Raw genomic sequence first — 26,605 nt, 5'->3', positions numbered from 1 at the left:
TGTGGAGTGCCCACACAGATTGTCTGATAAATTGTTAAAGAGCAGTGAGTTAGCCGCCGTAGCTTGCTATCTCGAGGTGGCGTATAATACGCTTTCCTCTTTCAGAGTCAACCCCTAAATTTCAGGATTTTTTCTCTTCGAACCCCGGAGACTCTGTGAAGTTGTTCACATGTTCCGTGTCGATGGAGGCGCATTATAGGGAGCCGACTCAGAATGACAAGGATTAATATTCACTTTTTATCTGACCGCTCACTATTCATGCATAACGTCTACTAAACCCGCTTTTTAATGGCTTCCGGCAGGTCTGCCAGGCTGTTTAACACCCAATCTGCCAGTTTCTCGCCTTCTTCAGTGACTGGCTTGCCGGTACGCACCAGTACTTTTGTGCCAACACCCGCCGCCATTGCCGCCTGCATATCTTCCAGTTTGTCGCCAACCATATAAGAAGCAGCCATATCAATGTTCAATTCCTGCTGCGCCTGCAACAACATGCCAGGTTGAGGCTTGCGGCAATCGCACACTTGGCGGAACTCTTCTATTACTGCTTCTGGATGATGTGGACAGAAATAGATGCCATCCAGATCAACATCACGATCGGCTAACGACCAGTCCATCCATTCAGTCAGGTACATAAACTGGTCTTCGCTGAACTTACCGCGTGCGATGCCAGACTGGTTAGTCACCAATACCAAAGCAAAGCCCATCTTTTTAAGTTCGCGACAGGCGTCAATCACGCCATCAATAAAGTGGAAATTATCGATTTCATGGACGTAGCCATGGTCGACATTAATCGTGCCATCACGATCGAGGAAAATTGCTGGAACGCTTTGTGTCACCGGTTTGCTCCTGAGGGCCTGAAAACGTGCACAGTATCGCATGTTTTACCCAATGCTGAGAACGGAAGAGAACAGCGTTGATCGTTGACTTAGACGTCTAGACGCCTTAACATCTGAGTCATACCTTGGTCCACGCCAAGGTTTACTTTTATCTAGCCACGGGCAACCACGCTAAAATAAGAAGAATATGATTAAACTTTCTAACATCACCAAAGTGTTCCAGCAGGGTTCGCGCACGATTAACGCGCTCTCTGACGTGACTCTTCACGTCCCTGCCGGGCAAATTTATGGCGTTATCGGTGCATCAGGCGCCGGTAAAAGTACCTTGATCCGCTGCGCCAATATGCTTGAGCGCCCAACCTCGGGCCAGGTGCTGGTCGACGGACAGGATCTGACGTCGCTGTCTGAAAGCGAACTGACGCGCGCACGCCGTCAGATTGGCATGATTTTCCAACACTTTAACCTGCTGTCTTCCCGTACCGTGTTCGGCAACGTTGCTTTGCCGCTCGAGCTGGATAACACCCCGCGCGCTGAAATCAAAAAACGCGTGACCGAACTGTTGGAACTGGTCGGTTTGTCAGATAAGCATGATGCCTATCCGGCTAACCTGTCAGGCGGCCAGAAGCAACGCGTGGCAATTGCCCGTGCATTGGCAAGCCAACCTAAAGTTCTGTTGTGTGATGAAGCCACCAGCGCCCTGGACCCGGCCACCACACGTTCAATTCTGGAACTGTTGAAAGACATTAACCGTCGTCTTGGTCTGACTATTTTGCTGATCACCCATGAAATGGACGTGGTAAAACGCATCTGTGATCAGGTTGCGGTTATCAGCCAGGGCCAACTCATTGAAAAAGACAGTGTCAGCGAAGTGTTCTCGCACCCGAAAACCCCGCTGGCCCAGCAGTTCATTCAATCCACGCTGCACCTGGATATCCCGGATGACTATGCCAAGCGCCTGGCGCCTGAACGCAGTGGTGGCCGTCAGCCACTATTACGTCTGGAATTCACCGGCCAGTCAGTTGATGCGCCGCTGCTGTCAGAAGCTGCCCGCCGTTTCAACGTGAATAACAACATCATCAGTGCGCAGATGGACTATGCCGGTGGCGTCAAATTTGGCGTGATGCTCGCTGAGCTCCACGGCAGTGATGAAGACGCATTGGCAACGATTAAGTTCCTGCAGGAAAATCAGGTAAAAGTAGAGGTTCTGGGTTATGTCTGAGGCAATGATGTGGTTAATGGCTCGTGGCGTGTGGGAAACCGTCATGATGACCTTTGTCTCCGGCTTTTTCGGTTTCGTACTCGGCCTGCCGGTTGGCGTGCTGCTGTATGTGACTCGTCCGGGGCAAATCGCCGCCAACAATACGCTATATAGAACACTGTCTGGGTTAGTGAACGTTTTCCGTTCCATCCCCTTCATTATTCTGTTGGTGTGGATGATTCCATTTACTCGTTTGATCGTCGGTACGTCGATTGGCCTGCAAGCGGCCATCGTGCCACTGACCGTAGGCGCTGCCCCCTTTATTGCCCGTATGGTAGAGAACGCGCTGTTGGAAATCCCCTCTGGCTTGGTGGAAGCGGCCCGTGCGATGGGCGCAACCCCGATGCAAATCATTAAAAAGGTGTTGTTGCCAGAAGCCCTGCCGGGTTTAGTTAACGCCGCCACCATTACCTTGATCACTCTGGTGGGTTATTCCGCCATGGGCGGCGCTGTTGGCGCAGGTGGGCTGGGGCAGATTGGTTATCAGTACGGTTATATCGGTTATAACGCCACAGTAATGAATACCGTATTAGTATTACTGGTGGTGCTGGTTTATCTGATTCAGTTCTTCGGTGACCGGATCGTCAAGGCCGTCACCCATAAGTAGTTTTTACAGCAACTGCGCTGATATCTACCCGATAGATTTCAGAACCTGGCCAGTCGGCAAGTAAGCGAGTCCCCATGAACAGTAATTGGGGTGAGCGTACACAGCCAACAACGCTGGGCTTTGAAAGATAAAGGGTAAAGCGTATTTCAAATGCGAGTCTAATGAGGAAGGGATATGTCGTTAAAATTTAAATCCATCGCAGCAATCGGCGCACTGATCGGTACTCTGGCTCTGGTAGGCTGTGGTCAAGAAGAAAAAGATCCGAACCATATTAAAGTCGGCGTCATTGTCGGTGCTGAACAGCAGGTCGCCGAAATCGCGCAAAAAGTGGCGAAAGAGAAATACGGTCTGGACGTCGAGCTGGTAACGTTCAATGACTACGTGCTGCCAAACGAAGCGCTGAGCAAAGGTGACATCGATCTGAACGCCTTCCAGCACAAACCTTATCTGGACCAGCAAATCAAGGATCGCGGCTACAAACTGGTCGCAGTCGGCAATACCTTCGTTTATCCGATTGCCGGTTACTCCAAGAAAATCAAATCTCTGGACGAACTGAAAGACGGTTCTCAGGTTGCCTTGCCTAATGACCCAACGAACCTGGGCCGTTCCCTGCTGCTGCTGCAGAAGGTTAACCTGATCAAACTGAAAGACGGTGTTGGCCTGCTGCCGACCGTGCTGGACGTAACTGAGAACCCGAAAAACCTGAAGCTGGTCGAGCTGGAAGCACCACAGTTGCCACGTTCACTCGATGATCAGCAAATCGCACTGGCGGTAATCAATACCACTTACGCCAGCCAGATTGGCCTGACCCCAGCGAAAGACGGCCTGTTCGTTGAAGGCAAAGACTCGCCGTATGTGAACCTGCTGGTTGCCCGCGAAGATAACAAAGACGCGGAAAACGTGAAGAAATTCGTTCAGGCTTACCAATCTGACGAAGTGAACGAAGCGGCCAACAAGATCTTTAACGGTGGTGCAGTTAAAGGTTGGTAATTATTCATTACCGATTTTATTCCTATAATTGCAAGACGGGCTTCGGCCCGTCTGACACTGTTAATCAAATCCTTTGCGACTGATGCAGTCATTTAGTACTAATAAAAACAAAGGATTATATTTTCTACATTACCCCAAACATCCGAAAACCACGTTTTTCGGGTGTTTGTCAGAAATCTAGACGGGCTCCGGCCCGTCTTGTTATTTCCACGATAGATTGCTTCAATAGCGCCACTTCTATATTCCATCAAGGCAGAGGAATCTCAATGCGTGCTTTACCTCTCTGTTTGTTAGCGCTTGCGCTAGCAGGGTGTTCGTCGCAGCGTTTCGCGCCCCCCTCAACAAACAGCACCAGCAAACCGGTAGCAACAACGCCAACGAAAACGACCTCGGCGGCACGTCCCGCGCCGGTTAAACTGTATAAAAGTGCAGAAGAGTTAGTCGGTAAGCCATTCCGCGATCTGGGTGAAGTTTCCGGCGAGTCTTGCCAAACGACGGTGCAGGATTCTCCACCTAATCTGGCGACAGCCCGTAAACGCATGCAAATCCGCGCTTCTTATATGAAAGCAAATGCCGTGCTATTGCACGACTGCCAAATTGTCAGTGGCGTTGCCGGCTGTTACCAACAGGCCATTTGCCAAGGCTCAGCGCTTAACGTTTCGTCCAAATGACCGAGTTTGTTTTCAATCAGATCGGAACCATCCGTTCACCGTATAAAGAAAAATTCGCCGTACCCCGTCAACCGGGGTTGGTGGAAGATGGTGGCGGTGAGTTAGTGCTGCTGCCGCCCTATAATCAGGCGGAAGCAGTACGCGGTCTCAGTGAGTTCAGCCATCTTTGGGTGATGTTTATTTTCCATCAAACCATGGAAGGCGGCTGGCGGCCAACCGTCCGCCCACCCCGCCTCGGCGGCAATGCCCGGATGGGAGTATTCGCGACCCGTTCGACTTTCCGTCCGAACCCGCTCGGTATGTCGCTGATTGAATTAAAAAATGTGCGTACTCAGGGCAGCGACGTCGTGCTTGAGTTGGGCAGCCTCGATCTGGTTGATGGTACGCCAGTGGTGGATATCAAACCCTACCTGCCCTTTGCCGAAAGCCAGCCACAGGCGCGTGCCGGATTTGCTCAGTCAGCGCCAGCCGGTGATATGCCCGTGTTTTTTGCCCCTGAAGCGGAACAGCAGCTACAGCAACATCAAACACGCTACCCGCAGTTACGGCGCTTTATCACTCAGGTTCTGGCTCAAGATCCACGTCCAGCCTACCGTAAGGGGCAAGAAGTGGAACGGGATTACGCGGTCTGGTTACTGGATTTCAACGTACGCTGGCGGGTCGTGGATCAACAAACCGAGGTGCTGTCTCTCGACCTGCGTTAAAAATCCATCGTCTCTCTTTTGACAACCCGCTTGCACTGGTAAACTAAACCACTTTTGGCCGCCACTGTGGCTACCCAATGCAATTTGCAGTTCTAACGGAACCAAAACACCATGCGTACTAGCCAATATCTGCTCTCCACCCTGAAGGAGACACCTGCCGATGCCGAAGTGATCAGCCACCAGCTGATGCTGCGCGCCGGGATGATTCGCAAACTGGCCTCGGGTCTTTATACCTGGTTGCCAACCGGTCTGCGCGTTCTGAAAAAGGTTGAAAACATCGTTCGCGAAGAAATGAACAATGCTAACGCGATCGAAGTATGTATGCCGGTGGTACAGCCTGCCGACTTGTGGCAGGAAAGTGGCCGTTGGGAACAGTACGGTCCTGAACTGTTGCGTTTTGTCGATCGCGGCGAGCGCCCGTTCGTACTGGGTCCAACGCACGAAGAAGTGATCACCGATCTGATCCGTAATGAGATCAGCTCTTACAAGCAGCTGCCGCTGAACTTCTTCCAGATTCAGACCAAGTTCCGTGATGAAGTGCGCCCACGTTTTGGTGTGATGCGCTCTCGCGAATTCCTGATGAAGGACGCGTATTCGTTCCACACCACGCAGGAATCGCTGCAAGCGACCTACGATGCGATGTACGAAGCCTACAGCAAAATTTTCAGCCGCATGGGCCTGGACTTCCGTCCGGTACATGCCGATACCGGTTCTATTGGCGGTAGCGCATCACACGAGTTCCAGGTGCTGGCTGACAGCGGTGAAGACGACATTGTGTTTTCCACCGGGTCCGACTTTGCCGCCAACATTGAACTGGCCGAAGCCGTTGCCCCTGCGGAGCCGCGTGCTGCTGCCAGTGAAGAACTGCGCATTGTGGATACGCCAAACGCCAAAACTATTGCCGAGCTGGTAGAGCAATTCAATTTGCCGGTTGAGAAAACCGTCAAAACGCTGCTGGTGCGTGCTAAAGAAGAAAGCGGCAACAAGTTGGTTGCCCTGCTGGTTCGCGGCGATCATGAACTGAACGAAATTAAAGCCGAAAAACTGCCGCAGGTTGCTGCTCCGTTGGTCTTCGCCACCGAAGAAGAAATCCGCGCCATCATCGGCGCTGGCCCTGGTTCTCTTGGCCCAGTTAATCTGCAGGTTCCTGTCGTGGCCGATCGCAGCGTAGCGGCAATGAGTGATTTTGGTGCCGGTGCCAACATCGACGGTAAACACTACTTCGGTATCAACTGGGAGCGCGATCTGCCGCTGCCACAGGTTGCCGATATCCGTAACGTTGTGGAAGGCGATGCCAGCCCGGACGGTAAAGGTACGCTGTTGATCAAACGCGGTATCGAAGTGGGCCATATCTTCCAGCTCGGTACCAAATACTCTGAAGCGATGAAAGCCACGGTTCAGGGTGAAGACGGTCGTAACCAAGTGCTGACCATGGGTTGTTACGGCATCGGGGTGACCCGTGTTGTGGCTGCGGCTATCGAGCAGAACCATGACGAACGCGGCATCATCTGGCCAGATGCTATCGCTCCATTCCAGGTGGCGATTCTGCCAATGAACATGCACAAATCTTTCCGCGTGCAAGCACTGGCGGAAGATCTGTACAACTCCCTGCGTTCACACGGCATCGACGTGATCCTCGATGACCGTAAAGAGCGTCCAGGCGTGATGTTTGCTGATATGGAACTGATTGGCGTACCGCACTCTATTGTTATCGGCGATCGTAACCTCGACACCGAAGAGATTGAGTACAAAAACCGCCGCGTCGGCGAGAAACGCATGATCAAAACCGGTGAAATCGTTGATTTCCTGTTAGGCCAGATCACGCGCTAATCCGCGACAGCTGAAAACAAAAAACCCGCCGAGGCGGGTTTTTTTATGACGCTTATTTACTGTCGCAATTTTTGCTGCGGTCGAAAGCAATTTTGCCGTCAGGCACCAGCGCTTTCTCCGTTAAGCCATCTTCCATTGAAGGCTGAACGCTGAAGTGACCATTCAGGGTCAGGAACACCGGCTCACCCGGGGTTTTATAGGCTTTGGCATAACCTTGCTCCAGGGCGATAGTATTATCAACCGGGAAAGTCTGGCCTGTGGCGCAGTCTTTAAATACTGCCGCATCTGCCATGTAAGTGTAACTGCCTTTCAGCGACATCGGTGTCTTAGGCAGTGCCTTCTCTACGGGATCGAGACGGTAATTCAGCTGAGACTCAATCACAGCACCGGTTTGATCCAGCATTTCCAGGCTTTTACCAACCGGACGGAAATAGCGTTTATCACCACGGCTGTCAGTCAGCACCAACTTATCCGCTGTACGCGCCCACTTGCCGTAATCAGCAAAGGTTTGATCGCCATCTTTGGTACCGCGGTAAGTTTCCTGCAACACGAAAGTGCCATCTTTATCCAGGAACAACGAGGTATCCAGGCCACCACAATCAGCGCAAGGCAGAATGCCTTGGTAGCTTTGTTGCATCGCCTGAAGTGGTTGTTCTTTCGGCTGGTAGTGGTTATTACATCCCAGTAACGAAAGTGCCCCTGCCGCTAAAAACAAGGCCAGTGTTATTTTCTTCACAGTTATTCTCCTACTGTGTTTATATCCTTTATTCTTGCCGCTGCCTCTGAGTTGCCAGTGCTCCCTTATCCGAATCACTTACCACGCAAGCGCATTCGAATTCGTTCACTGGCCGACTCGGTGCAACGCCAATTATATTGGGTGTATGTATCCTTAAGTGCGGATCTTACCGCGCAGCGCTTTAGTTGCGCCTTTACGTACCTTGCCTTCCAGCCGGCGTAATTTTGATCCTTTCGTGGGCTTGGTCGCTTTGCGCGCCTTTTCCACCACCATCGCCTGCTGAATTAGCGCGACCAACCTGGCCAGCGCCGACTCGCGGTTTAATTCCTGGCTGCGATATTCCTGCGCTTTAATAATCACGACGCCATCAGCGGTAATTAAATGATTATTCAGGGCCAGCAATCTTTCCTTGTAATACTCTGGCAGGCTGGATGCCCGGATGTCAAAGCGCAAATGGATAGCCGTTGAGGTTTTGTTCACGTGCTGACCACCCGCACCCTGTGCACGGATCGCCGTTAATTCCAGCTCGTTATCCGGTATGGCTACGTTTCTTGACAGTTCTAACACCAATCACACCTGTGCCTGTTGCCACTCGGCAAACTGGATTTCCAGACTATTCTGAACATCAGAAAGCCAGATAGTTCCCTCTTGCAGCGTAGCCTGTAGCGTCATATTTCGACTGGCCAGCGCGGCCAATTTGCCCAATTGTTCATCATCCAGAAAACGGATGCTTAGGTTTTTGTGGTTTGCCACCTTACTCTGCATCGACTGCCACCACACATGGCCGGCGCGTTCACCGTAAGCATACAACACGACCCGCGGTGACTGATTGCAGGCTTTCTTGATCCGCTTTTCATCAGGCAATCCCATTTCGATCCACATTTCCAGCCCGTTATGGTCGTTCCGCTGCCAGATTTCCGGCTCATCGTCAGCGCTCAGGCCTTTAGTAAATACCAAACGCTCATCCGCGTGGCAGATCCAAGCCAGCAAACGCAGCATCATGCGCTGTTCAGTTTCGGAAGGATGCTGGGCCAAGGTGAGCGTGGCGTCGTGGTAGAAGTGACGATCCATATCAGCGATATTGACCGTGGCTTTATAAATTGTAGCTTTCAGCGCCATGGGTGACCTCATAATTATAAGGCGACAGTGTACTAGATTTGGCCTAACTGCTGCCAGCGCGGCCGGGAAAAGCACGGCACGAAAGCCATGCGGAGGTGCTAATAACTCCACAATAGCTGTGCTATAGTCGTCTAGGATAGAGTCAAGCTCCGAGAGCCTGCGCCTCATCGCTGTAGGGCTTCGATGACGCAGAGGTTCTTAAGGGAGGAAACTGTGCAACAATACTGTGAGTTAGTACGCCGTTTTTACGCTGAGATCGGCAGTGGTGATCTCGGCTACGTGCCTGATGCGTTAGCATGTGTATTAAAGGCATTGGACGAAGTTGCTGCGAATAACGCGCTACCGTCCTCCGTTAGGGAACAGGCGGCCTTTGCCGCCGCTAACTTATTGGTGAGCGACTATGTTGATGAATGATGAGTACCAATCCATCAATTGCGATGACTATGAAAGCCTGGAACTCGCCTGTCAGCATAACTACATTCTGAAGCTGGAGTTACGCGACGGAGAAAAACTCGAAGGCAAGGCCACCGAGCTGAAGTTTACCAAGGGCGTTGAGTATCTGATTATCGATCAGGCCGGCAATGCTCTCAGCTTGCGTCTGGATCATATCCTCAGTTTCAGTCATCCGGAAATCGGTACCGTGGTCGTCAGCCTGTCTGACTGATTAAACGGTAACGCCATCCCAACAGGGCAGCCCAACGGCTGCCCTCGTCTTTTATGGCTTCTGCTAGGGTTTAAGACTGGCATAGTAGGCCGCCAGATCGGCAATATCATCATCAGACAGCGCTGAAACGTAGGCCTTCATCACTTCTGCCTGCCCCCCATTACGCTCGCCTTTTTTATACGCCTGCAATGCATGCTCCAGATACATGGCGTTTTGCCCGGCCAGGTTCGGGTACATGGGCACGGAGACCTTCCCTTCCGCACCGTGGCACGCCATACAACTGGCAGATTTATCCTTACCCGCCGCCGCATCGCCCGCAGCCATCGCTGGCAGGCTGCACAACCCCAACATCACCGCCACTGCGCTCACAAATTTCATCATTGCTCCTTCGCTATGCCCAAAACCATTGGCGTTGCATCGAGGTGGCAACCAAACGCCCCCTGGACGTACAAATCGTACGTGACTGGAGCAAATACAGGTTGCCAACAAAAAGACAACGTCAGGTAGGTTGGGTCTCTTATTATTTTTTATGCCAGTGCAACCGCAGGGGCTGTTGCCCTTCGGGTATTTGACCGTCCTCGCAGACAAAAACCCCCAGCGCAGCGATAAGTTGATCATCATAATAGACCATCGGGATACGCTCACGCTGCCAGGGAGGAATCCCCAACTCTTGCCACAATTTTTTGATCGGCCGGGAATGCGTTCTACCAAGAATGCGGAGTTTACCTTGGGCAGCAAAACGTATGCTCACTTTTTGTTGTGGCTGTGGCGCCCGCAGGCAAATATCCCCCTCCCCACTGACCAACGTGCCTAATCCGTCCGGCAATGTGAGTGGCTCTGCCAATGACCAATTTAGGCTGAGATCCCGCAGATCGGCCATTAGCGGCAACAGGTATAAACGCCGGCGGAAACGGCGGATCTGATATTGCCGCAGTTGCAGTTGCGGTTCGGCATCGTCGCGGCTGAGTGCGACCTCTTCCCATAGCCGTTGCAGCTGTTCACGTGAGGGCATGGTAACGTCGAATGACGCAATCCAACGGCGTAACACAGCAAAACGCCGGGCTGCTGAACACGCCAGTAAACCCTCAATAGCCAGCGCATTGTCTTCATCCATCAACGCGTGCAGTTGCTCTGCCAATAACTCGTCCAGCAACTGCTCTTGCTCGGCACACAAGCTGGCGCTACGCGCCGTTGCGGCTGCAAAATGCGGCCAGCGCTGATTCAGCAGCGGCAACACCTGAAGACGCAGGAAATTACGGTCAAAGCGCGGGTTCTGATTGCTGTCGTCGTCAATCCAGGTGAGTTTATGCTGCTGCGCGTAGGCTTCCAACTGTTGGCGTGAAATCCCCAACAACGGGCGCAGCAAACTATGATCCCCCCGCGTTGCCTCTGCAGCCATCGCCGACAGGCCCGCCGGGCCACTGCCACGTTTTAACGCCAGCAGGAAGGTTTCACATTGGTCATCAAGATGCTGTGCGGTAAGCAAGACCTCACCGGCCTCCAGCGTGCTGGCGAAGGCCGCATAGCGCGCGGCTCGGGCGGCGGCTTCAATGCCGCCTTGGCTGCCGTCAACCTGCACGTGCTGAACCACCAGCGGCAATCGCCAGGCAGCGCATAGCTGCTGGCAATGCGCTGCCCACCGATCGGCAAAAGTACTCAGGCCATGATGTACGTGCACCGCACGTAACTGCAATTCCGGCAATTGCAGCCGTAACATAGCCAGCAGGTGCAGCAGCACGGTGGAGTCCAACCCGCCGCTGAATGCCACCAGCAGATGCCGGTTTGCACCCAATTGGCGGGCAAGCTGTGCAGATAATTGATTACTCTTCATTGATTAGGCTTAATGACGTCCAGATAGCTGCACGTTAACCCCCGTCATACCATCAATCAAGCATTAACCGCTCGGATATGCCGCCCCGCCAATAACCACCACATGGCCAACACCGCAACCACTGCCGCAGTGCACCCCATCGCCCACCAGCCAATTTGAGCAAACAGGTGGACATAAGCTTGCGCTGTCGCGCCTGTTGCCGGGTCGTCAGCGGTCTGGCCGGCGATAATGCCCGCCAGGTAATTGGCTATCGAACCGGTGGTCAGCATATAGATGCCGGTCAGCACCCCGGTGGCGCCGGGAATATTCAGACGCGTAATTTGCGCCATCGCGACAGGGTCGATAAACAGTTCGGCGAGCCCCATAACCGAAAGCCCGGCGATCATTAACGCCATCGATCCTTGCCCGTAACGGGCGTTCAGTGCCATCAGGGTAAAACCCACGCCAATCAGCAACAAACCGAAGGCGAATTTTCCCCAGATACGCAGAGTTCGGCTCCCGCTGCCATTTCCTCTTGCCAGCCAGGCCAGCATCACACCGCCAAACATGACGGCAAAAGCATTCACCGACTGGAACAATGCGGTCGGTACTGACCAAGAGAACCATTGGCGATCGACATAGTGGTCGATAAATAAGCTAATGGAGCTGCCGCCTTGCTGGGCGAAAGCCCAGAATAAGGTCCCCAACAGCATCAACGTGACAATCTGCCACAACCCGCGCCGCTGTATCGCCGTGGCCCGGGCCATGATCCGCATCACCATCACGACGGCAGCAGCACACACCAGCATCAGTAATTGTCCGGCCAAATCGTAAATGAACAACGCGGTGAAAAACAACGGAGCCAACAGCAGCATGACGCTCAGCCATACCCAGTTTGGAACCCGTAACGTGGTAGCTGACATTTGAGCGGGATCCACGCCACGCGTATGGCGAAAGTGGCGGCTACCGCACAGGAAAATCGTTAACCCTGCCAACATGCCGATACCCGCAAGCGCAAAGCCTACATGCCACCCGTAGCGTTCCGCCGCCAACCCACAGGCGATCGGCGCCAGAATCGAGCCGACGTTACCGGCGGCATACAGCAGAGAGAAGCCCCCTTCACGGCGCGTATCCTGCGGTTGATACAGCTCACCCAGCAAGCAACTGATATTGGATTTAAACAGGCCATAGCCGCAGATGATGATCGCCAATGCCAGATAGAGTGAATGTGTTGAGACGGCGCTCAGCCCGAGTACGATATGGCCCAGGGTCATCAGCACCGCGCCGGCAATGACGGCGACACGGTTGCCAAGCAGGCGATCGGCAAGCAAGCCGCCAAGAATCGGCGTAACGTAAACTAGGGAAGCATAGGCGCTATAAAGGCTAATGGCGCGGCTGTCGGAATAACCAAGTTGGTGGGTCAGATAGAGAATAAGTAACGCACGCATGCCGTAAAAGCTGAAATATTCCCAAATTTGTATTGCTACGACATAGTAGATTGCGCGCGGCTGTGAGGGTGTTTTCATGGTTTTCTCCCATCAGTCGTTGAACGACAAAGGGGAAGCGCGAACGCCTCCCCTGTTATTACACTTATTTATCGTTTTTCAATACTTTAACGGTGTAACGTCCATCCGCCTGGCGGTACGCGCCGTGGATATCAGTTTCAAAGCCTGGGTAATGCGCGCCGATTTCGCACAGCATTTGCAGGAACTCCAGCACCGGACGGCTTTCCTCCGTCAGCATTTCACCCGGCATAACCAATGGAACACCCGGAGGATATGGCAGGATCATGTTGGCATTCACTTTGCCGACCATTTCCTCCAAATAGACCTCTTCTACTTCGCCGTGCAGTTCCTTCTGGAAGGCTTTGAACGGGTTCATCACCATGGTTGGCAACACTTCAAAGGCGCGGTACATCAGGTCCGGCAGGTTATGCTGTTTCACCAGGTTGTGGATATTCTGAGCCAGCTCCTGGATCCGCATGTTTTCATAGAATTCTGGGGCTTCTTTGTACAGCGAAGGCAGCATGTTTTTCACCCGCAGGTTCAGATCGAACGAGCGTTTGAAGTCAGTCAGACCGCGCAACAGACTCAGAGCTTTGGTTTTGTCGATACCGATGCTGAACAAGAACAACAGGTTATATGGACCGGTTTTCTCAACAATGATGCCGTGCTCATCAAGGTATTTCGCCACCAGGCTGGCAGGAATACCAAACGATTCCATTTGGCCATCTTTGCTCATCCCCGGTGTCAACATGGTGACCTTGATTGGGTCGAGGTACATATGTTCGTTATCAATGCCTTTGAAACCATGCCAAGCACTGTCGGAACGCAGTGGCCAGCATTCCGCTTCGTCGATGTGTTCTGGCTGCCAAACATCAAAGAACCAGCCTTCAGATTCTACATTCAGGCGTTTGATTTCTTTACGGAACTTGATAGCGCGCTCAATGGAACCGTTGATCAGGCGCTTACCGGCATTGCCCTTCATCATTGCTGCTGCGGTTTCGGTAGAGGCCACGATGCCATAGTGCGGTGAAGTGGTGGTGTGCATCATGTATGCTTCATTGAAGGTTTCTTCGTTAATGTCACCTTTCACATGGATCATTGAAGCCTGTGAGAATGCCGCCAGCAGTTTATGGGTAGATTGTGTTTCATAAATCACCTTCCCTTCCACACGCCCACCGCTCATGCCGCATTTGCCTTTGTAAATCGGGTGGAAATTGGTGTAAGGCACCCAGGCAGAGTCAAAGTGGATAGATTTCACATCCAGCGTGTTCTTAATGAAGTCGGTGTTGTACAGCAAACCGTCGTAAGTCGAGTTCGTGATAACCGCATGTGCAGGCCAGGTGGCGTTTGGCGTTTCTTTTACCCGTTTGGCGATAGTGGCACGGGTAAACTCGCTCTGCGGAATACCGCCAAGGATGCCGTAGGCATTACGGGTTGGTCGGAAATAGATCGGCGTAATGTCGCTCATCATCATCAGATGGGTCAGCGATTTATGGCAGTTACGGTCTATCAGTACGGTGCTTCCAGCAGGTGCGGAGTACATACCAACAATTTTGTTGGCGGTAGACGTCCCGTTAGTCACCATGTAGCTGCGTTCAGCGTTGAATACGCGAGCAATATACTCTTCAGCTTCTTTATGCGGGCCGGAATGGTCCAGCAGCGATCCCAGTTCAGAGACTGAAATCGACACGTCGGATTTCATCGCGTTCGGGCCAAAGAAATCATAGAACAAACTCCCCACCGGGCTTTTCTGGAAAGCAGTCCCGCCCATATGGCCAGGCGTACAGAAGGTGTATTTGCCTTCACGCACGTACTTGAACAGCGCCTTGGTCAGCGGAGGCAAAATGGTATCGACGTACTCATCGGTGTTTTGTTTAATCTTGTCAGCAATGTCGTTAGCGGCACCCAAGGCATACTCGAAGAAACGCACCTGCATGCGTAAATCGTTCAGGCTGACATCCAGCGTTGAATAGCTATTGGCAAATGCATACAGCGGCATGTACTCATTCAGCTGGCTGATTTCTTCACATAACTCAAGGTTGTATTTATCCCAGTCGAAGATGACCCCACACAGCCGAGCATTGTTCTCGATCAGTTTGAGCAGGTCTTCGCGATCGTTCGGATAAACGATACGAAAATTCAGTTTTTCTAACGCGTTGTGCAGTTCGCGGATGGGCTCTTCTTTGAAGTAAACACCCATGTGGTTCATGATAGCAATAACGTTCATAATCATTTCTCCAGGTAATGCGAGCCCCTTGCCATCGCGGATGGCAATTGTTGCAAGGGGCTGAATTAGAGGTGGGTCAGTGCGTACTTAGTGCGCTTTAGCCGGTGTGTTGCTGTCGATAGCGACGGCTTTGGCCGTCTGGCGAGTATTCATTTTGCGGGCATAGAACATCAGAATGATCAGGCTGATGATGAAGGTACCGGACAGTTCGAACGAGTCAGCCCCCATCAGCGCGATGAAGCAGAAACCACAACCCAGAATCGATGCAATCAGGCTCAGCAGGTTACGTATATTGACGCCTTCAAAGCGGATCAGGTCTACGCAAGAGTAGAAGTACGGCAGCATGGTCAGCAGCACCGCAATACCGGTCAACATCCCGAACAGATCGGAAGCTTTACCGCCACCGGAACTCATGGCAGTAATCAGCACCATCAGCGCGGTCATTTTGCAGCTTGCCAACAGCAGGCCTTTTTTAGGAATGCCGTTTTTATCCATTTCGCCATACACTTTCGGGAAGTTACCGTCGTTGGCAGCACGTACCCCAGCCTGGCCAACCAGCATCATCCACGACCCCAGAGATGTCAGGCAGGCAAAGGCGGTGAAGGCAGAAACCATTGGTGCGGCCCAACTGCCCATAATGGTAGAGGCGCTGATGGCGAATGGTGCGCCGGAAGCCGCCATCTCAGAAGCAGGGTACATACCGCTCATCACCTGAGTTGCAGCGACATAGATAATCCCAGCCAGTGCAGTACCCAGCATGGTTGCCAGTGGCACGGTACGTTTCGGGTTTTTTACCATGCCGGTGCTCACGGCGGCAGACTCTACGCCGATAAACGCCCACAGGCACAACAGGATACTTTTGACGACGGCATGCATGTCCGTTGTCCCGGAGGTGTTCCAGTTAGCGTGATAGGTGGCAGCATCAAACCAATGCCAACCCGCAGTAGCGGTAACAACCACCGGAATCAACACCAATACCAAACCCAGCGTCGTCAAACGACTGACCCAAGAACCGCCGAGAAGGTTAATAAAGGTAAACACCCACACGATAGCAATGCAGGCAATACCTGCAGGTACCGGGTTATTCAATGCAGGGAAGAAGGTAGAGAGGTAAGAAACTGCGGTAATGCCGATAGCCAAATTACCGATCCAGTTAGCATGGTAATAAAGCACGCCGGTCTGGAAACCAAATGCCGGTGAAATTTCACCCGCGTAAGCAATAGGACCGCCCTGCTGAGGATTTTTAGTGGCCAGACGCGCATACACATAAGCCAGTGACATCGCGCCAATAATGGAAATTATCCACCCCCAGATAGCGATAGAACCGAGACTTGCCAGGTTCGCGGGCAATAAAGCAATACCGCTCCCCATCATATTACCGGCGACCACGCCGGTGCAGGCAATAAGCCCTATTTTCTTGGATGAAGCCATGGTCAGTTTCTCCTGATTTTGATTTCTTATAAGTCTTGATCGTTATGCAATTTTGCTAATGACCCGACTTGATAATCAGGATGCTAATGACAGGCGGGAATAAAGTCCTAAAGATAAAGTGATATTACGCTCATGATCATACAAATGATAAATTGAGGTTTTCCATTAACACATCAAGAGATAAACACATGCTCAAGAAAAGATAAACTTTCAATTAAAACATGCAAGTAGCTTTGTTATCCGATAACAACAAACCGGGGTTTTATGGCGTAAATTTCCAACCAAGGTATTTATTTAATTTAACAAATGAAAAACAATAAATAACACCGCCCATCAGACAATGCGTTTGGGCGGTGTTAATCAGCAGGCATTATTTATTGGGGTTGTAGTTTTCCAGGTAAGGAACCACGGTGTTCACTGAGGTATGGAAGACAGCATTACGGATCCAATGCAGCGTATTCTCTCCTGGGCGAAGATTAAATGCAGTGATATAGGAGTCTGCAGCCAAACGGTTATACCCCTGCATTTCGTAAACTTTGCCGAGCAACACATAATTCATCCATGACATCTGCAATTCAATGCCTTTATTTATCGCCTGATAAGCCTCATCCGTTTTTCCCTCTCCCAAAGCCCGTATCGTATGAATTTGCTGAATAATGGGGCTGTCTTTTAATGCAGGCAACGTGTCCAGGCGAGCCATCTCCGTGCTCAATTGTGCCAACTGCGCGCTGTCGAAGGGTTGATAAGAATTGCGCAGTAAATCCGCCAGCGCTTTTTCCGCAGAAAGATAAATAAAGTCTGGTGAAGTTTTTACCATCTCACCGAGCATGCTGCTGGCATGCGTCAGAGAGTCGATATCCCCCTGGATCAACAATTGATGCGCCTGATAATACTGCTGCAAGGCCGGTCCGGAGTTCGGTAAGAGCCGCATAAGACGCTGCTGCAACTGGGGTGGCCACGGCTGATTGAGTGCAACCGACAGGCTGCTAAGGAAGTCTTCCTGAATTTTTAGTTGGTTATCCGCAGTAACAAAGTAGCGTTTATCCAACATGATCGAGCTGTCCGCGTTGTCCACCAGCCGTACCGACAGGAAGCACTGTTGCGCGCGATAATGGCGTTGATTAACGAACTCAATGGTCAGCGATTTGCCCGAACTGCTTGGCCCGGTGTAGTTGTAGTTGGTCTGATCGTGCACCAGGAACGTGGAATAAGTATTCAGCGAATCTGTCACCACTTCGCTTAAGCCGACGACATAAGAAAGCTGCGGCGTCCAGTTGCTGCAACTGTTGCCACCCTGAATACGGATATCAATATCGCGCGGATTCATTAATACCGGCATGGTGGATTCCGGTATACGCTGCGACAAGGTGGCAATGGCGACAAACACCACGCAGGCACTCAACGCCGCCAGGAAAGCCAGCCACACCCAGAACGGTGATTGACGGTAAAAAGGTATCTTCGATTTCGTCAGTGGCGTTTTTGTCACGGTGGGTTTTGGCGGTTCATAGTCTTCACCGTCATCTTCGCTGCCATCTTCCGGCTCGTGGGTAATTACCGCCACCCGCGGTAACGCTGCACCTTCCCCTTCACACCACATGACTGGCGCAGCCAATTTATAACCGCGCTTGGGCACGGTTATAATGTATTCCGGGCTGTTGCTGTCGCCGTCTTTGAGGTATTTACGCAGTTCGGAAATACTCTGCGTCACCACGTGGTTGGTGACGATATTGCGCTTCCAAACGTTATCGATCAGCTCATCGCGGCTTAACACCACATCCGGGTGCCGGGCGAAATATTGCAGCATATCGATTAACCGCGGTTCTAACGCCAGTTGGCGTCCATCGCGGCTTATTTTATTGTCTGCGGGAGTAACCAACCACTCACCAACGCGAAAAACGGGTTCTTGCATAGTGAAAATAACTCAAAAGGGGCGTACGGCAAGCGCGGGATAATAACATATGAGGGCGCGTCCTGCGTCGATACGCCCCGATTAAGCATTCATAGCTCATATAATTCTAGAGGCAGCCCATCAGGATCGCTGAAAAAAGTGAAACGTGACAGAGTATAGGGATCGACACGCACCGGTTCACAAACCACCCCGGCATTTTGCAAATGCCGGATCGCCTGTTCGATGTCATCGACGCTGAATGCAAGATGGCGCAGACCACAGGCCTCTGGGCGGCTGACCCGAGCCGGCGGTGACGGGAAGGAAAACAGTTCGATGCTGTATTGCCCATTCAGCGCCAAATCCGCTTTCCAGGAATCACGCTCCGCGCGGTAAAACTCGTCCAACAGGGTAAAACCAAGAATATCGCAGTAGAAATGCTTACTGGCCTCATAGTTTGATCCGATAACTGCGATGTGATGTACCTGACGTATCGCCAACATAGTGATGTCTCATTGTCTGTTTGATGAGGCACGGTATCTGGCACCGTTGGTGACGTCAACGGCAAAAAGCCCCGCAGCATAAGACGGGGCTGTCATTCATACATCAGCAACGCAATGTGCAGATCAGGCTTTAAGATCTGCCAACGCCGCACCGTAGTTGATGTGCAACACCTGTCCATCCACCACCAGTGCAGGAACGCTCTGCACCCCTGCTTTTTCCGCTTCAGAGATGCGCGCTGGCTTTTCGCCCAGGTGCACCACATCCACCTGCACATTTGGGCTCAATAGACCCAATAACTGCTGCTCTGCACTGACGCAAACCGAACAACCGGCGTGATAAAAAACGGCTTTAGTCATGATAATTCTCCTTGGTTCTGACTGTTGTAGGTGAAATAGCACCTCATTTAGTTTCGAATCGAAACCATATGCACGATAAAACCATCGCCACCGCTTGTCAATATAGTTTTTAATCGATACTATTTTAGTCTGCTCACGAGGATCCTACATTGAGACTGTTTGATTTACTGGAAAGGCTAAATAGCCTGCAGCGCAGCTGGCTGCGCAACCACGAAGAACTGGAAAGCCTGCCGCCGGTACAGCTCAGTGCGTTGTACTACCTGGCACGCTGTAACCATTACTCCAACACACCGATGGCGGTGGCGGAATATCTTGGCCTGACCAAGGGCACGGTATCGCAGTCGCTGAAAAAGCTGGAGAGTAACGGGATGATCGCCCGTACTGCCGACGAGAAAGACCGGCGGAGCGTCAGGCTTAAGCTGACAGACAAATCACGCATGTTGATGGAGAGTTTGTTCCCACCCGCCTATTTGCAAAATGCACAGGATGCCATGCAACAGGAAGGTGGGCAGTTGCTGGAACTGCTCACGCAGTTGCTGCGTCAATTGCAGAAACAAGACGATAATGTGGCGCTCTTTGGCGAGTGCCACAGCTGCCGTTATCATCAACGGCATGACGGCCTGCCGTTTTGTGGCCTGACACAGGAACCGCTGCCGCAAAGCAGCGTGAACCTGATCTGTCGGGAGTTTGCTTAGACCAACGGCGTCTTCAGCACCTTCACCCAATAACGCCCGTCTTCAGCCAGTTTTGCACCGTGGATATCGGTTTCAAAACCCGGATAATGTTCGCCGATTGAGCACAGCATCAGCAAGAAATCGAGCACTGCACGGCTCTCCTCGGTGATCATCTCTCCTGGCATCACCAGCGGCACCCCAGGCGGGTAAGGCAGAATCATATTGGCCGCCACTTTGCCGACCAACTGATCCAGTTCGCAGGTTTCCACGTTGCCACGTACTTGCTGTTGGAACATCTGATGTGGCGTCAATTTCATTTCCGGCAGAACGTCGAACGCCCGCTGCATCAAACGTGGCAGATCGTGTTGGCAAATCAAGCGGTGGATCCCGGCGGCCAGATCCTGAATACGCATATTGCGGTAAAAATCCGGATCTTCCGCGAACAAGTCCGGCAGCATGTTCTTCACCCGCAGATTGAGATCATAAGCGCGCTTGAAGTCGGTCAGGCCGCGCAACAAGCTCATCGCCTTGGTTTTATCGATGCCGATGCTGAACAGGAACAACAGGTTATAAGGCCCGGTTTTCTCCACTACGATACCGCGTTCGTCCAGGTATTTTGCCACCAGAGCCGCCGGTATGCCGTCCTCCTCCAACTTGCCAAGCTCGTTCATGCCCGGCGTCAGAATCGTGACTTTGATCGGATCGAGATACATGTGATCGCTGTCGGTGTTGCCGAAACCGTGCCAGTTATCATCCGGATTGAGCGGCCAACACTGCGCCTCGTCGATCACTTCCGGTTGCCAGATGTCGAAGAACCAGCTATCGCTTTCTTCCCGTAGCCGCTGCACTTCGCGGCGAAAATGCAGCGCTCTCTCCACCGAACGGTTAATCAAACGACGGCCTGGATTGCCTCTCAGCATCGCCGCAGCCGTTTCCATCGACGCCACAATGCCGTAATTCGGTGACGTGGTGGTATGCATCATATAGGCTTCGTTAAAGGTGCTTTCATCGTAGTCGCCCTTAATGTGGATCATCGAAGCCTGCGAAAACGCCGCCAGCAGTTTGTGCGTAGATTGGGTTTCGTATATCACCTTACCGGGGGTACGTTCGCCACTCATGCCGCTTTTGCCGTCATAAATCGGATGGAAGTTGGTGTAAGGCACCCAGGCAGAGTCAAAGTGGATTGAGGGCACGTCCAGCGTCTGTTTGATGTAGTCGGTGTTGTACAACAAACCATCATAGGTAGAGTTGGTGATCACCGCATGCACTGGCCAACTCGCATTGGCTGTCGTCGCGACCCTAACGGCAATGCTCTCATGGGTGAATTCGTGGCGTGGAATGCCGCCAAGAATGCCATAGGCATTACGCAGTGGGCGCAGGTAAATCGGCACGATATCGCTCATCATCAACAGATGGCACAGCGATTTATGGCAATTCCGGTCGATCAAGACGGTGCTGCCACTTGGCGCAGAATACATCCCGACAATTTTATTGGCCGTTGAGGTGCCGTTGGTCACCAGATAGCTTTGTTCGGCATTAAAAGTACGTGCAATATACTCTTCAGCCTCTAGGTGCGGGCCCGTGTGATCCAGCAACGATCCCAGTTCAGTGACAGAAATCGATACGTCGGCTTTCAGGGTATTGGCACCGAAAAAGTCGTAAAACAGGCAACCTACCGGGCTTTTCTGGAAGGCCGTACCGGCCATATGGCCTGGCGTACAGAAGGTATATTTCCCCTCTCGTACATAATTGAACAGCGCTTTGGTCAAGGGCGGCGTAATGGTATCAATGTATTCGGCCGTATATTGCTGGATGCGTTGTGCAATATCATCCGCCGCATTCAGCCCGTACTCAAAGAAATACAAAGCCATACGCATTTCGTGCAGGCTAACGTCGAAAGTGGAATGGGTATTGATAAAGGCATACAGTGGCAGATATTCGTTCAGCTCGTTGATGTCGCTGCACAACTCCAGGCTGTAGTCATCCCAGTCAAAGATCACCCCGCAGATACGCGCATTTGCCTCGACTAACTTCAACAGGTCACCGCTGTTTTTTGGATACACCAGTTGGAAATCCATTGCAGTCAGTGCGGTGTGGAGCTCGCGGATCGGCTCATCTTTATAATAAACGCCCGCTGGGCTCATGATCGCGATGATGTTCATCGGCTGCTCCTGTCAGTTAACCGCCAAACCCCTATAACAACATGAAAATCCAGCGGTGTGTAGCCAAAAAAAAACCGCCCGAAGGCGGTTTCTTGCAACGCATGACTGAACTCAGCAATAGCCGTAGTTCATCAGGCGCTGATAACGGCGGTTGAGCAACTCTTCGTTGTTCAAACCATCGAGATCTTTCAGATCAGCCAACAGCTGCGCTTTCAGCGTCGCAGCCATCGCAGGCACGTCGCGGTGGGCAGAACCCAACGGCTCCGGGATCACCGAATCAATCAGTTTCAGCTCTTTCAGGCGTGGTGCGGTGATGCCCATCGCTTCTGCAGCCAGAGGGGCTTTATCAGCGCTCTTCCACAGGATTGATGCACAGCCTTCCGGTGAAATCACCGAATAGGTGCTGTACTGCAGCATATTCACTTTGTCACCAACGCCGATAGCCAATGCGCCGCCAGAGCCGCCTTCGCCAATTACGGTGCAGATCACCGGAATGTTCAGGCGGGACATTTCACGCAGGTTATGGGCAATGGCTTCCGATTGGCCGCGCTCTTCCGCGCCCACGCCCGGGTATGCACCTGGGGTGTCGATGAAAGTGATCAACGGCAGCTTAAAGCGAGAGGCCATTTCCATCAGGCGTAATGCTTTGCGGTAACCTTCTGGTGCCGGCATACCGAAGTTGCGACGGATTTTCTCTTTGGTTTCACGGCCTTTCTGGTGACCGATGATCATCACCGGGCGACCATCTAAGCGCGCAATACCACCTACAATCGCTTTATCATCGGCATAGGCACGATCGCCCGCCAACTCTTCGAAGTCGGTAAAGATGTGTTTGATATAATCCAGGGTATAAGGACGGCGCGGGTGGCGTGCCAATTGGGCAACTTGCCAAGCCCCAAGATCGGAAAAAATCTTGCGCGTCAGCTCAACGCTCTTTTCACGAAGGCGCTGAACCTCTTCGTCCAGATTAATATCTAATTTTTCGTCTTGACGGCTGACTGCAGTCAGCGAGTCAATTTTCGCTTCCAGCTCTGCAATCGGCTGTTCAAAATCAAGAAAATTCAGACTCATAGCATTCCTATTTTAGTCAAATTCCAGTTCCACCTGCTCATTACCTACCAAAGTCCGCAAATCAATCAATAAGCGGTCGGTTGGCGTCACGCGCCAGGTTGCGCCAAAACGCAGCTTGGCCCGCGCATCTTCCCGTTGATAGTAAAGATGCACTGGAATCGTCCCCGAGCGATGGGGTTCCAAAGACTGACGGAGACGGTTCAAAAGCTGGTCATCAATTTGCCTGTCCGTCAGCGAGATAGCAAGCCCGCGAGCGTATTTTTCACGGGCTTCACTGATGTCCATTAGCTCACGGGCGGTCATTTTAAGCCCACCGCTAAAGTCATCAAAGCTAACCTGTCCACTGGCGATCAGGATACGGTCTTTTTCCAATAAATGCTGGTATTTTTCTAACGCATCGGTGAATAACATGACTTCCAGACGGCCAGAACGGTCATCCAGGGTACAAATTCCGATGCGATTACCGCGCTTGGTGACCATAACCCGCGAGGCAATCACCAGCCCAACAGCGGTCGTCATTTTGCCCCGATCCGTCGGGTGCATATCTTTCAAACGCTGGCCACCGGCGTAGCGTTCGATTTCCTTCAGGTACTGGGTGATGGGGTGACCCGTGAGGTACAAACCCAACGTTTCCCGTTCACCGTCCAGCACCACCTGCTCCTGCCAGCGGGGCACGTTAGCGTAGGATTGCTCCACTTGCTCTGGCGCTTCCGCCAATACGCCAAACATATCCACCTGACCGATAGCTTCGGCTTTGGCATGCTGATCGGCCGCTTTCAACGCATCGCCCAATGAATTCATCAGCGCGGCACGGTGCGGTCCAAGACGGTCGAATGCCCCGGACATGATCAGCTTTTCAAGAATGCGACGGTTCAGTTTTTTGATGTCTGAGCGTGCACATAAATCGAAGAGGTCTTTAAAGTAGCCTTGTTCGCCGCTGTTACGTGCTTCAAGAATAGCTTCAATCGGCCCTTCACCCACACCTTTGATGGCGCCGATGCCGTAAACGATCTCACCCTCATCGTTTACGTGGAAATGGTACTGCCCGCTGTTGATATCCGGCGGCAGGATTTTCAGGCCCATGCGCCAGCACTCATCCACCAATCCCACCACTTTATCGGTGTTGTCCATATCGGCAGTCATTACCGCCGCCATAAACTCAGCTGGGTAGTGCGCCTTCAGCCACAACGTTTGGTATGACACCAAAGCATAGGCGGCGGAGTGTGATTTGTTGAAACCGTAACCGGCAAATTTTTCCACCAGGTCAAAGATTTTTACCGACAGCTCACCGTCGATACCACGCGATTTTGCTCCATCCTCGAAACCGCCGCGCTGCTTGGCCATTTCTACCGGGTTCTTTTTACCCATCGCACGGCGCAACATGTCCGCGCCGCCCAGCGAATAACCGGCCAGCACCTGGGCAATCTGCATAACCTGTTCTTGATACAGGATGATGCCGTACGTCGGCTCCAACACAGGCTTAAGCGACTCATGTTGCCACTGGATATCCGGGTAGGATATTTCTTCACGGCCGTGTTTACGGTCGATAAAGTTATCAACCATGCCTGATTGCAGCGGCCCTGGGCGGAACAGCGCCACCAGTGCGATCATATCTTCGAAGCAGTCGGGCTTCAGGCGTTTGATCAGATCTTTCATGCCGCGAGATTCAAGCTGGAAGACCGCGGTGGTCTCCGAACGCTGCAGCATGTCGAAGCTTTTCTTGTCCTCTAACGGAATGGCGGCGATATCGATCGGCTCCAACCCGGTTTTGGCTCGGCGAGCGTTGATCATCGCCAGCGCCCAGTCGATGATCGTCAGAGTACGCAAGCCGAGGAAGTCGAACTTCACCAGACCGGCGTATTCCACGTCGTTCTTGTCAAACTGGGTTACCGGGTGCTGACCTTCGGCATCGCAATACAGCGGGGCAAAGTCAGTGATTTTCGTCGGCGCGATGACCACACCACCGGCGTGTTTACCGGCGTTACGTGTCACCCCTTCCAACTTACGCGCCATGTCGATCAGCGCTTTGACTTCTTCATCGGCCTCGTAGATTTCCGGCAACTGCGGCTCGGCAGCAAAGGCCTTTTCCAGCGTCATTCCCGGATCGGGTGGCACCAGTTTGGAGATGCGATCGACGAAGCCATAAGGGTGGCCTAACACGCGTCCCACGTCGCGAATAACGGCTTTCGCCGCCATGGTACCAAAGGTGATGATCTGTGATACCGCTTCACGGCCGTACATTTCCGCCACGTGATCAATCACCAGATCGCGTTTTTCCATGCAAAAGTCGACGTCGAAGTCGGGCATCGAAACACGTTCCGGGTTAAGGAAACGTTCAAATAGCAGATCAAATTCTAACGGGTCGAGATCGGTGATTTTCAGCGCATAGGCCACTAACGAGCCGGCACCAGAGCCACGGCCCGGGCCAACCGGCACATTATTGTCTTTCGACCACTGGATGAACTCCATGACGATCAGGAAGTAACCTGGGAAGCCCATCTGGTTGATCACTTTCAGCTCAACATCCAGACGTTCGTCATATTCAGGGCGGCGCTGAGCGCGCACTTCCGGATCGGGGAACAGGAACTCCAAACGGTCTTCCAAGCCTTCCTTCGACTTAAGGATCAGGAAATCTTCGGTGGTCATTTCACCAGTCGGGAACTGCGGCAGGAAGTATTCACCAAGACGAATGGTCACATTGCAGCGTTTGGCAATTTCGACGCTATTGAGCAACGCTTCCGGGATGTCGGCAAACAGCTCACACATCTCGTCTTCACTCCGCATGTATTGCTGCGGCGTATAGTTACGTGGGCGTTTGGGATCGTCTAAAGTAAAGCCGTCATGGATGGCAACGCGGATTTCGTGGGCATCAAAGTCATCCGCAACCAGAAAACGCACGTCGTTAGTGGCCACCACCGGTAGCCCACGCTCGGTAGCCAGCGCCACCGCGGCATGCAAATAGTTTTCTTCGTCTGGCCGTCCGGTGCGGATCAACTCGAGATAATAGCTGTCAGGGAAGTACTGCTGGTAGAACTCCAGGCATTGCTCTACCTGCGGCTGGTTGCCACGCAGTAAAAACTTACCGACGTCGCCCTGACGCGCGCCAGAGAGCAGAATAAGCCCTTCACGGTGCTCAATCAGCCAGTCACGATCAATAATCGGGCCAGCAGCACCGTAACCGCGCTGATAAGCACGGGAGATCAACAGCGTCAGATTTTGGTAACCGTCATTATTGGCAGCCAGCACCGTGAGCTGCGCAAGTTCATCGCCCAGCACGTCGCTTTGCACGTGAAAATCTGCGCCGATGATCGGTTTGATCCCGGCACCGTGCGCACTGCCATAAAACTTCACCAGGCCACACAGGTTAGTAAAGTCAGTAATTGCCAAAGCAGGCATGGCTAACGCGGCGGCTCTTTTCACCAACGGCCCAATCTTGGCTAATCCATCAATCATGGAATAGTCACTATGAACGCGCAGGTGAATAAAACGAGGTTCGGCCATATCCAGATACCTGAATCTATGGGCTCAGTGAACTGATACCCGGGTTAACTCTATCGCGTGCTTG

Annotated in this window: 24 protein-coding genes; 9 read left to right on the top strand and 15 right to left on the bottom strand. The window is 52.3% G+C overall.

The window, feature by feature from the left end:
- Window positions 1-272: 272 nt before the first annotated feature.
- Window positions 273-836 (bottom strand): D-glycero-beta-D-manno-heptose 1,7-bisphosphate 7-phosphatase, encoded by a 564-nt coding sequence (gmhB, locus tag JOE25_RS24370; protein WP_209639939.1) that lies wholly within the window; start codon window positions 834-836, stop codon window positions 273-275.
- A 187-nt stretch (window positions 837-1,023) separates the two neighbouring features.
- Between gmhB and metN the strand changes: the two genes are divergently transcribed.
- From metN to proS, 6 genes are all read left to right on the top strand, one after another.
- Window positions 1,024-2,055 (top strand): methionine ABC transporter ATP-binding protein MetN, encoded by a 1,032-nt coding sequence (metN, locus tag JOE25_RS24365; protein ID WP_209639936.1) that lies wholly within the window; start codon window positions 1,024-1,026, stop codon window positions 2,053-2,055.
- Window positions 2,048-2,701 (top strand): methionine ABC transporter permease MetI, encoded by a 654-nt coding sequence (locus JOE25_RS24360; RefSeq protein ID WP_012146460.1) that lies wholly within the window; start codon window positions 2,048-2,050, stop codon window positions 2,699-2,701. Before metN ends, JOE25_RS24360 begins: the two co-directional genes overlap by 8 nt.
- Window positions 2,702-2,875: 174 nt before the next feature.
- On the top strand, window positions 2,876-3,691 hold the full coding sequence (locus JOE25_RS24355) for a MetQ/NlpA family lipoprotein (RefSeq protein WP_037426426.1): 816 nt from the start codon (window positions 2,876-2,878) through the stop codon (window positions 3,689-3,691).
- 266 nt (window positions 3,692-3,957) lie between these two features.
- Window positions 3,958-4,362, top strand: coding sequence for an Rcs stress response system protein RcsF (gene rcsF / locus JOE25_RS24350; protein WP_209639933.1), 405 nt, complete (start codon window positions 3,958-3,960; stop codon window positions 4,360-4,362).
- Window positions 4,359-5,066, top strand: a complete 708-nt coding sequence (tsaA, locus tag JOE25_RS24345) for a tRNA (N6-threonylcarbamoyladenosine(37)-N6)-methyltransferase TrmO (protein WP_209639930.1) — start codon at window positions 4,359-4,361, stop codon at window positions 5,064-5,066. Before rcsF ends, tsaA begins: the two co-directional genes overlap by 4 nt.
- A gap of 111 nt (window positions 5,067-5,177) precedes the next feature.
- Window positions 5,178-6,896: a proline--tRNA ligase gene (gene proS / locus JOE25_RS24340; protein ID WP_209639927.1), complete on the top strand. Its 1,719-nt coding sequence runs from the start codon at window positions 5,178-5,180 to the stop codon at window positions 6,894-6,896.
- 52 nt (window positions 6,897-6,948) lie between these two features.
- Here the strand turns inward: proS and nlpE are convergent, their stop codons facing one another.
- From nlpE to JOE25_RS24325, 3 genes are all read right to left on the bottom strand, one after another.
- Window positions 6,949-7,632, bottom strand: a complete 684-nt coding sequence (gene nlpE / locus JOE25_RS24335; RefSeq protein ID WP_037426436.1) for an envelope stress response activation lipoprotein NlpE — start codon at window positions 7,630-7,632, stop codon at window positions 6,949-6,951.
- A gap of 153 nt (window positions 7,633-7,785) precedes the next feature.
- Window positions 7,786-8,199: an alternative ribosome rescue aminoacyl-tRNA hydrolase ArfB gene (arfB, locus tag JOE25_RS24330; protein WP_037426459.1), complete on the bottom strand. Its 414-nt coding sequence runs from the start codon at window positions 8,197-8,199 to the stop codon at window positions 7,786-7,788.
- Window positions 8,200-8,202: 3 nt separating this feature from the next.
- Entirely contained in the window at window positions 8,203-8,751 is a 549-nt protein-coding gene (locus JOE25_RS24325) for a YaeQ family protein (RefSeq protein ID WP_209639924.1), read from the bottom strand.
- A gap of 213 nt (window positions 8,752-8,964) precedes the next feature.
- Here JOE25_RS24325 and JOE25_RS24320 point away from each other — a divergent pair, with 213 nt between their 5' ends.
- Window positions 8,965-9,165, top strand: a complete 201-nt coding sequence (locus JOE25_RS24320) for a YaeP family protein (protein WP_037426441.1) — start codon at window positions 8,965-8,967, stop codon at window positions 9,163-9,165.
- Window positions 9,158-9,415, top strand: a complete 258-nt coding sequence (gene rof, locus JOE25_RS24315) for a Rho-binding antiterminator (protein ID WP_004952197.1) — start codon at window positions 9,158-9,160, stop codon at window positions 9,413-9,415. Before JOE25_RS24320 ends, rof begins: the two co-directional genes overlap by 8 nt.
- Before the next feature lie 63 nt (window positions 9,416-9,478).
- On the opposite strand, the gene JOE25_RS24310 is transcribed toward rof, so the two are convergent.
- From JOE25_RS24310 to JOE25_RS24275, 8 genes are all read right to left on the bottom strand, one after another.
- Window positions 9,479-9,796 (bottom strand): cytochrome c, encoded by a 318-nt coding sequence (locus JOE25_RS24310; protein WP_209639922.1) that lies wholly within the window; start codon window positions 9,794-9,796, stop codon window positions 9,479-9,481.
- Between the two features lie 139 nt (window positions 9,797-9,935).
- Window positions 9,936-11,246 carry a tRNA lysidine(34) synthetase TilS gene (gene tilS, locus JOE25_RS24305; protein ID WP_209639918.1) on the bottom strand — a complete coding sequence of 437 codons (1,311 nt, stop codon included), beginning with the start codon at window positions 11,244-11,246 and terminating at the stop codon, window positions 9,936-9,938.
- Window positions 11,247-11,302: 56 nt separating this feature from the next.
- Window positions 11,303-12,751 carry a dipeptide permease DtpD gene (gene dtpD / locus JOE25_RS24300; RefSeq protein WP_209639915.1) on the bottom strand — a complete coding sequence of 483 codons (1,449 nt, stop codon included), beginning with the start codon at window positions 12,749-12,751 and terminating at the stop codon, window positions 11,303-11,305.
- Window positions 12,752-12,815: 64 nt separating this feature from the next.
- On the bottom strand, window positions 12,816-14,957 hold the full coding sequence (gene cadA, locus JOE25_RS24295) for a lysine decarboxylase CadA (RefSeq protein WP_209639912.1): 2,142 nt from the start codon (window positions 14,955-14,957) through the stop codon (window positions 12,816-12,818).
- An 87-nt stretch (window positions 14,958-15,044) separates the two neighbouring features.
- On the bottom strand, window positions 15,045-16,388 hold the full coding sequence (gene cadB / locus JOE25_RS24290; RefSeq protein ID WP_209639909.1) for a cadaverine/lysine antiporter: 1,344 nt from the start codon (window positions 16,386-16,388) through the stop codon (window positions 15,045-15,047).
- Between the two features lie 370 nt (window positions 16,389-16,758).
- On the bottom strand, window positions 16,759-18,297 hold the full coding sequence (cadC, locus tag JOE25_RS24285; RefSeq protein WP_209639906.1) for a lysine decarboxylation/transport transcriptional activator CadC: 1,539 nt from the start codon (window positions 18,295-18,297) through the stop codon (window positions 16,759-16,761).
- An 89-nt stretch (window positions 18,298-18,386) separates the two neighbouring features.
- Complete coding sequence (locus JOE25_RS24280; RefSeq protein ID WP_209639903.1) at window positions 18,387-18,776, bottom strand: VOC family protein; 390 nt, start codon at window positions 18,774-18,776, stop codon at window positions 18,387-18,389.
- A gap of 123 nt (window positions 18,777-18,899) precedes the next feature.
- Entirely contained in the window at window positions 18,900-19,133 is a 234-nt protein-coding gene (locus tag JOE25_RS24275) for a thioredoxin family protein (RefSeq protein ID WP_209639900.1), read from the bottom strand.
- Between the two features lie 149 nt (window positions 19,134-19,282).
- Here JOE25_RS24275 and JOE25_RS24270 point away from each other — a divergent pair, with 149 nt between their 5' ends.
- Window positions 19,283-19,828, top strand: a complete 546-nt coding sequence (locus tag JOE25_RS24270) for a MarR family winged helix-turn-helix transcriptional regulator (protein ID WP_209639897.1) — start codon at window positions 19,283-19,285, stop codon at window positions 19,826-19,828.
- Here JOE25_RS24270 and JOE25_RS24265 read toward each other — a convergent pair.
- The 3 genes from JOE25_RS24265 to dnaE form a co-directional block, all read right to left on the bottom strand.
- Window positions 19,825-21,969: a lysine decarboxylase LdcC gene (locus JOE25_RS24265; RefSeq protein WP_209639894.1), complete on the bottom strand. Its 2,145-nt coding sequence runs from the start codon at window positions 21,967-21,969 to the stop codon at window positions 19,825-19,827. The two genes, JOE25_RS24270 and JOE25_RS24265, sit on opposite strands and share 4 nt — an antisense overlap.
- A gap of 111 nt (window positions 21,970-22,080) precedes the next feature.
- Window positions 22,081-23,040 carry an acetyl-CoA carboxylase carboxyl transferase subunit alpha gene (gene accA / locus JOE25_RS24260; protein WP_037418817.1) on the bottom strand — a complete coding sequence of 320 codons (960 nt, stop codon included), beginning with the start codon at window positions 23,038-23,040 and terminating at the stop codon, window positions 22,081-22,083.
- A 12-nt stretch (window positions 23,041-23,052) separates the two neighbouring features.
- Window positions 23,053-26,541: a DNA polymerase III subunit alpha gene (gene dnaE, locus JOE25_RS24255; RefSeq protein WP_209639891.1), complete on the bottom strand. Its 3,489-nt coding sequence runs from the start codon at window positions 26,539-26,541 to the stop codon at window positions 23,053-23,055.
- Between the last annotated feature and the right edge of the window lie 64 nt (window positions 26,542-26,605).

It is taken from the genome of Serratia sp. PL17 (assembly GCF_017832355.1).
In the GTDB taxonomy this organism is placed as follows: domain Bacteria; phylum Pseudomonadota; class Gammaproteobacteria; order Enterobacterales; family Enterobacteriaceae; genus Serratia.
This window is presented reverse-complemented; position numbering and strand designations above follow the sequence as displayed.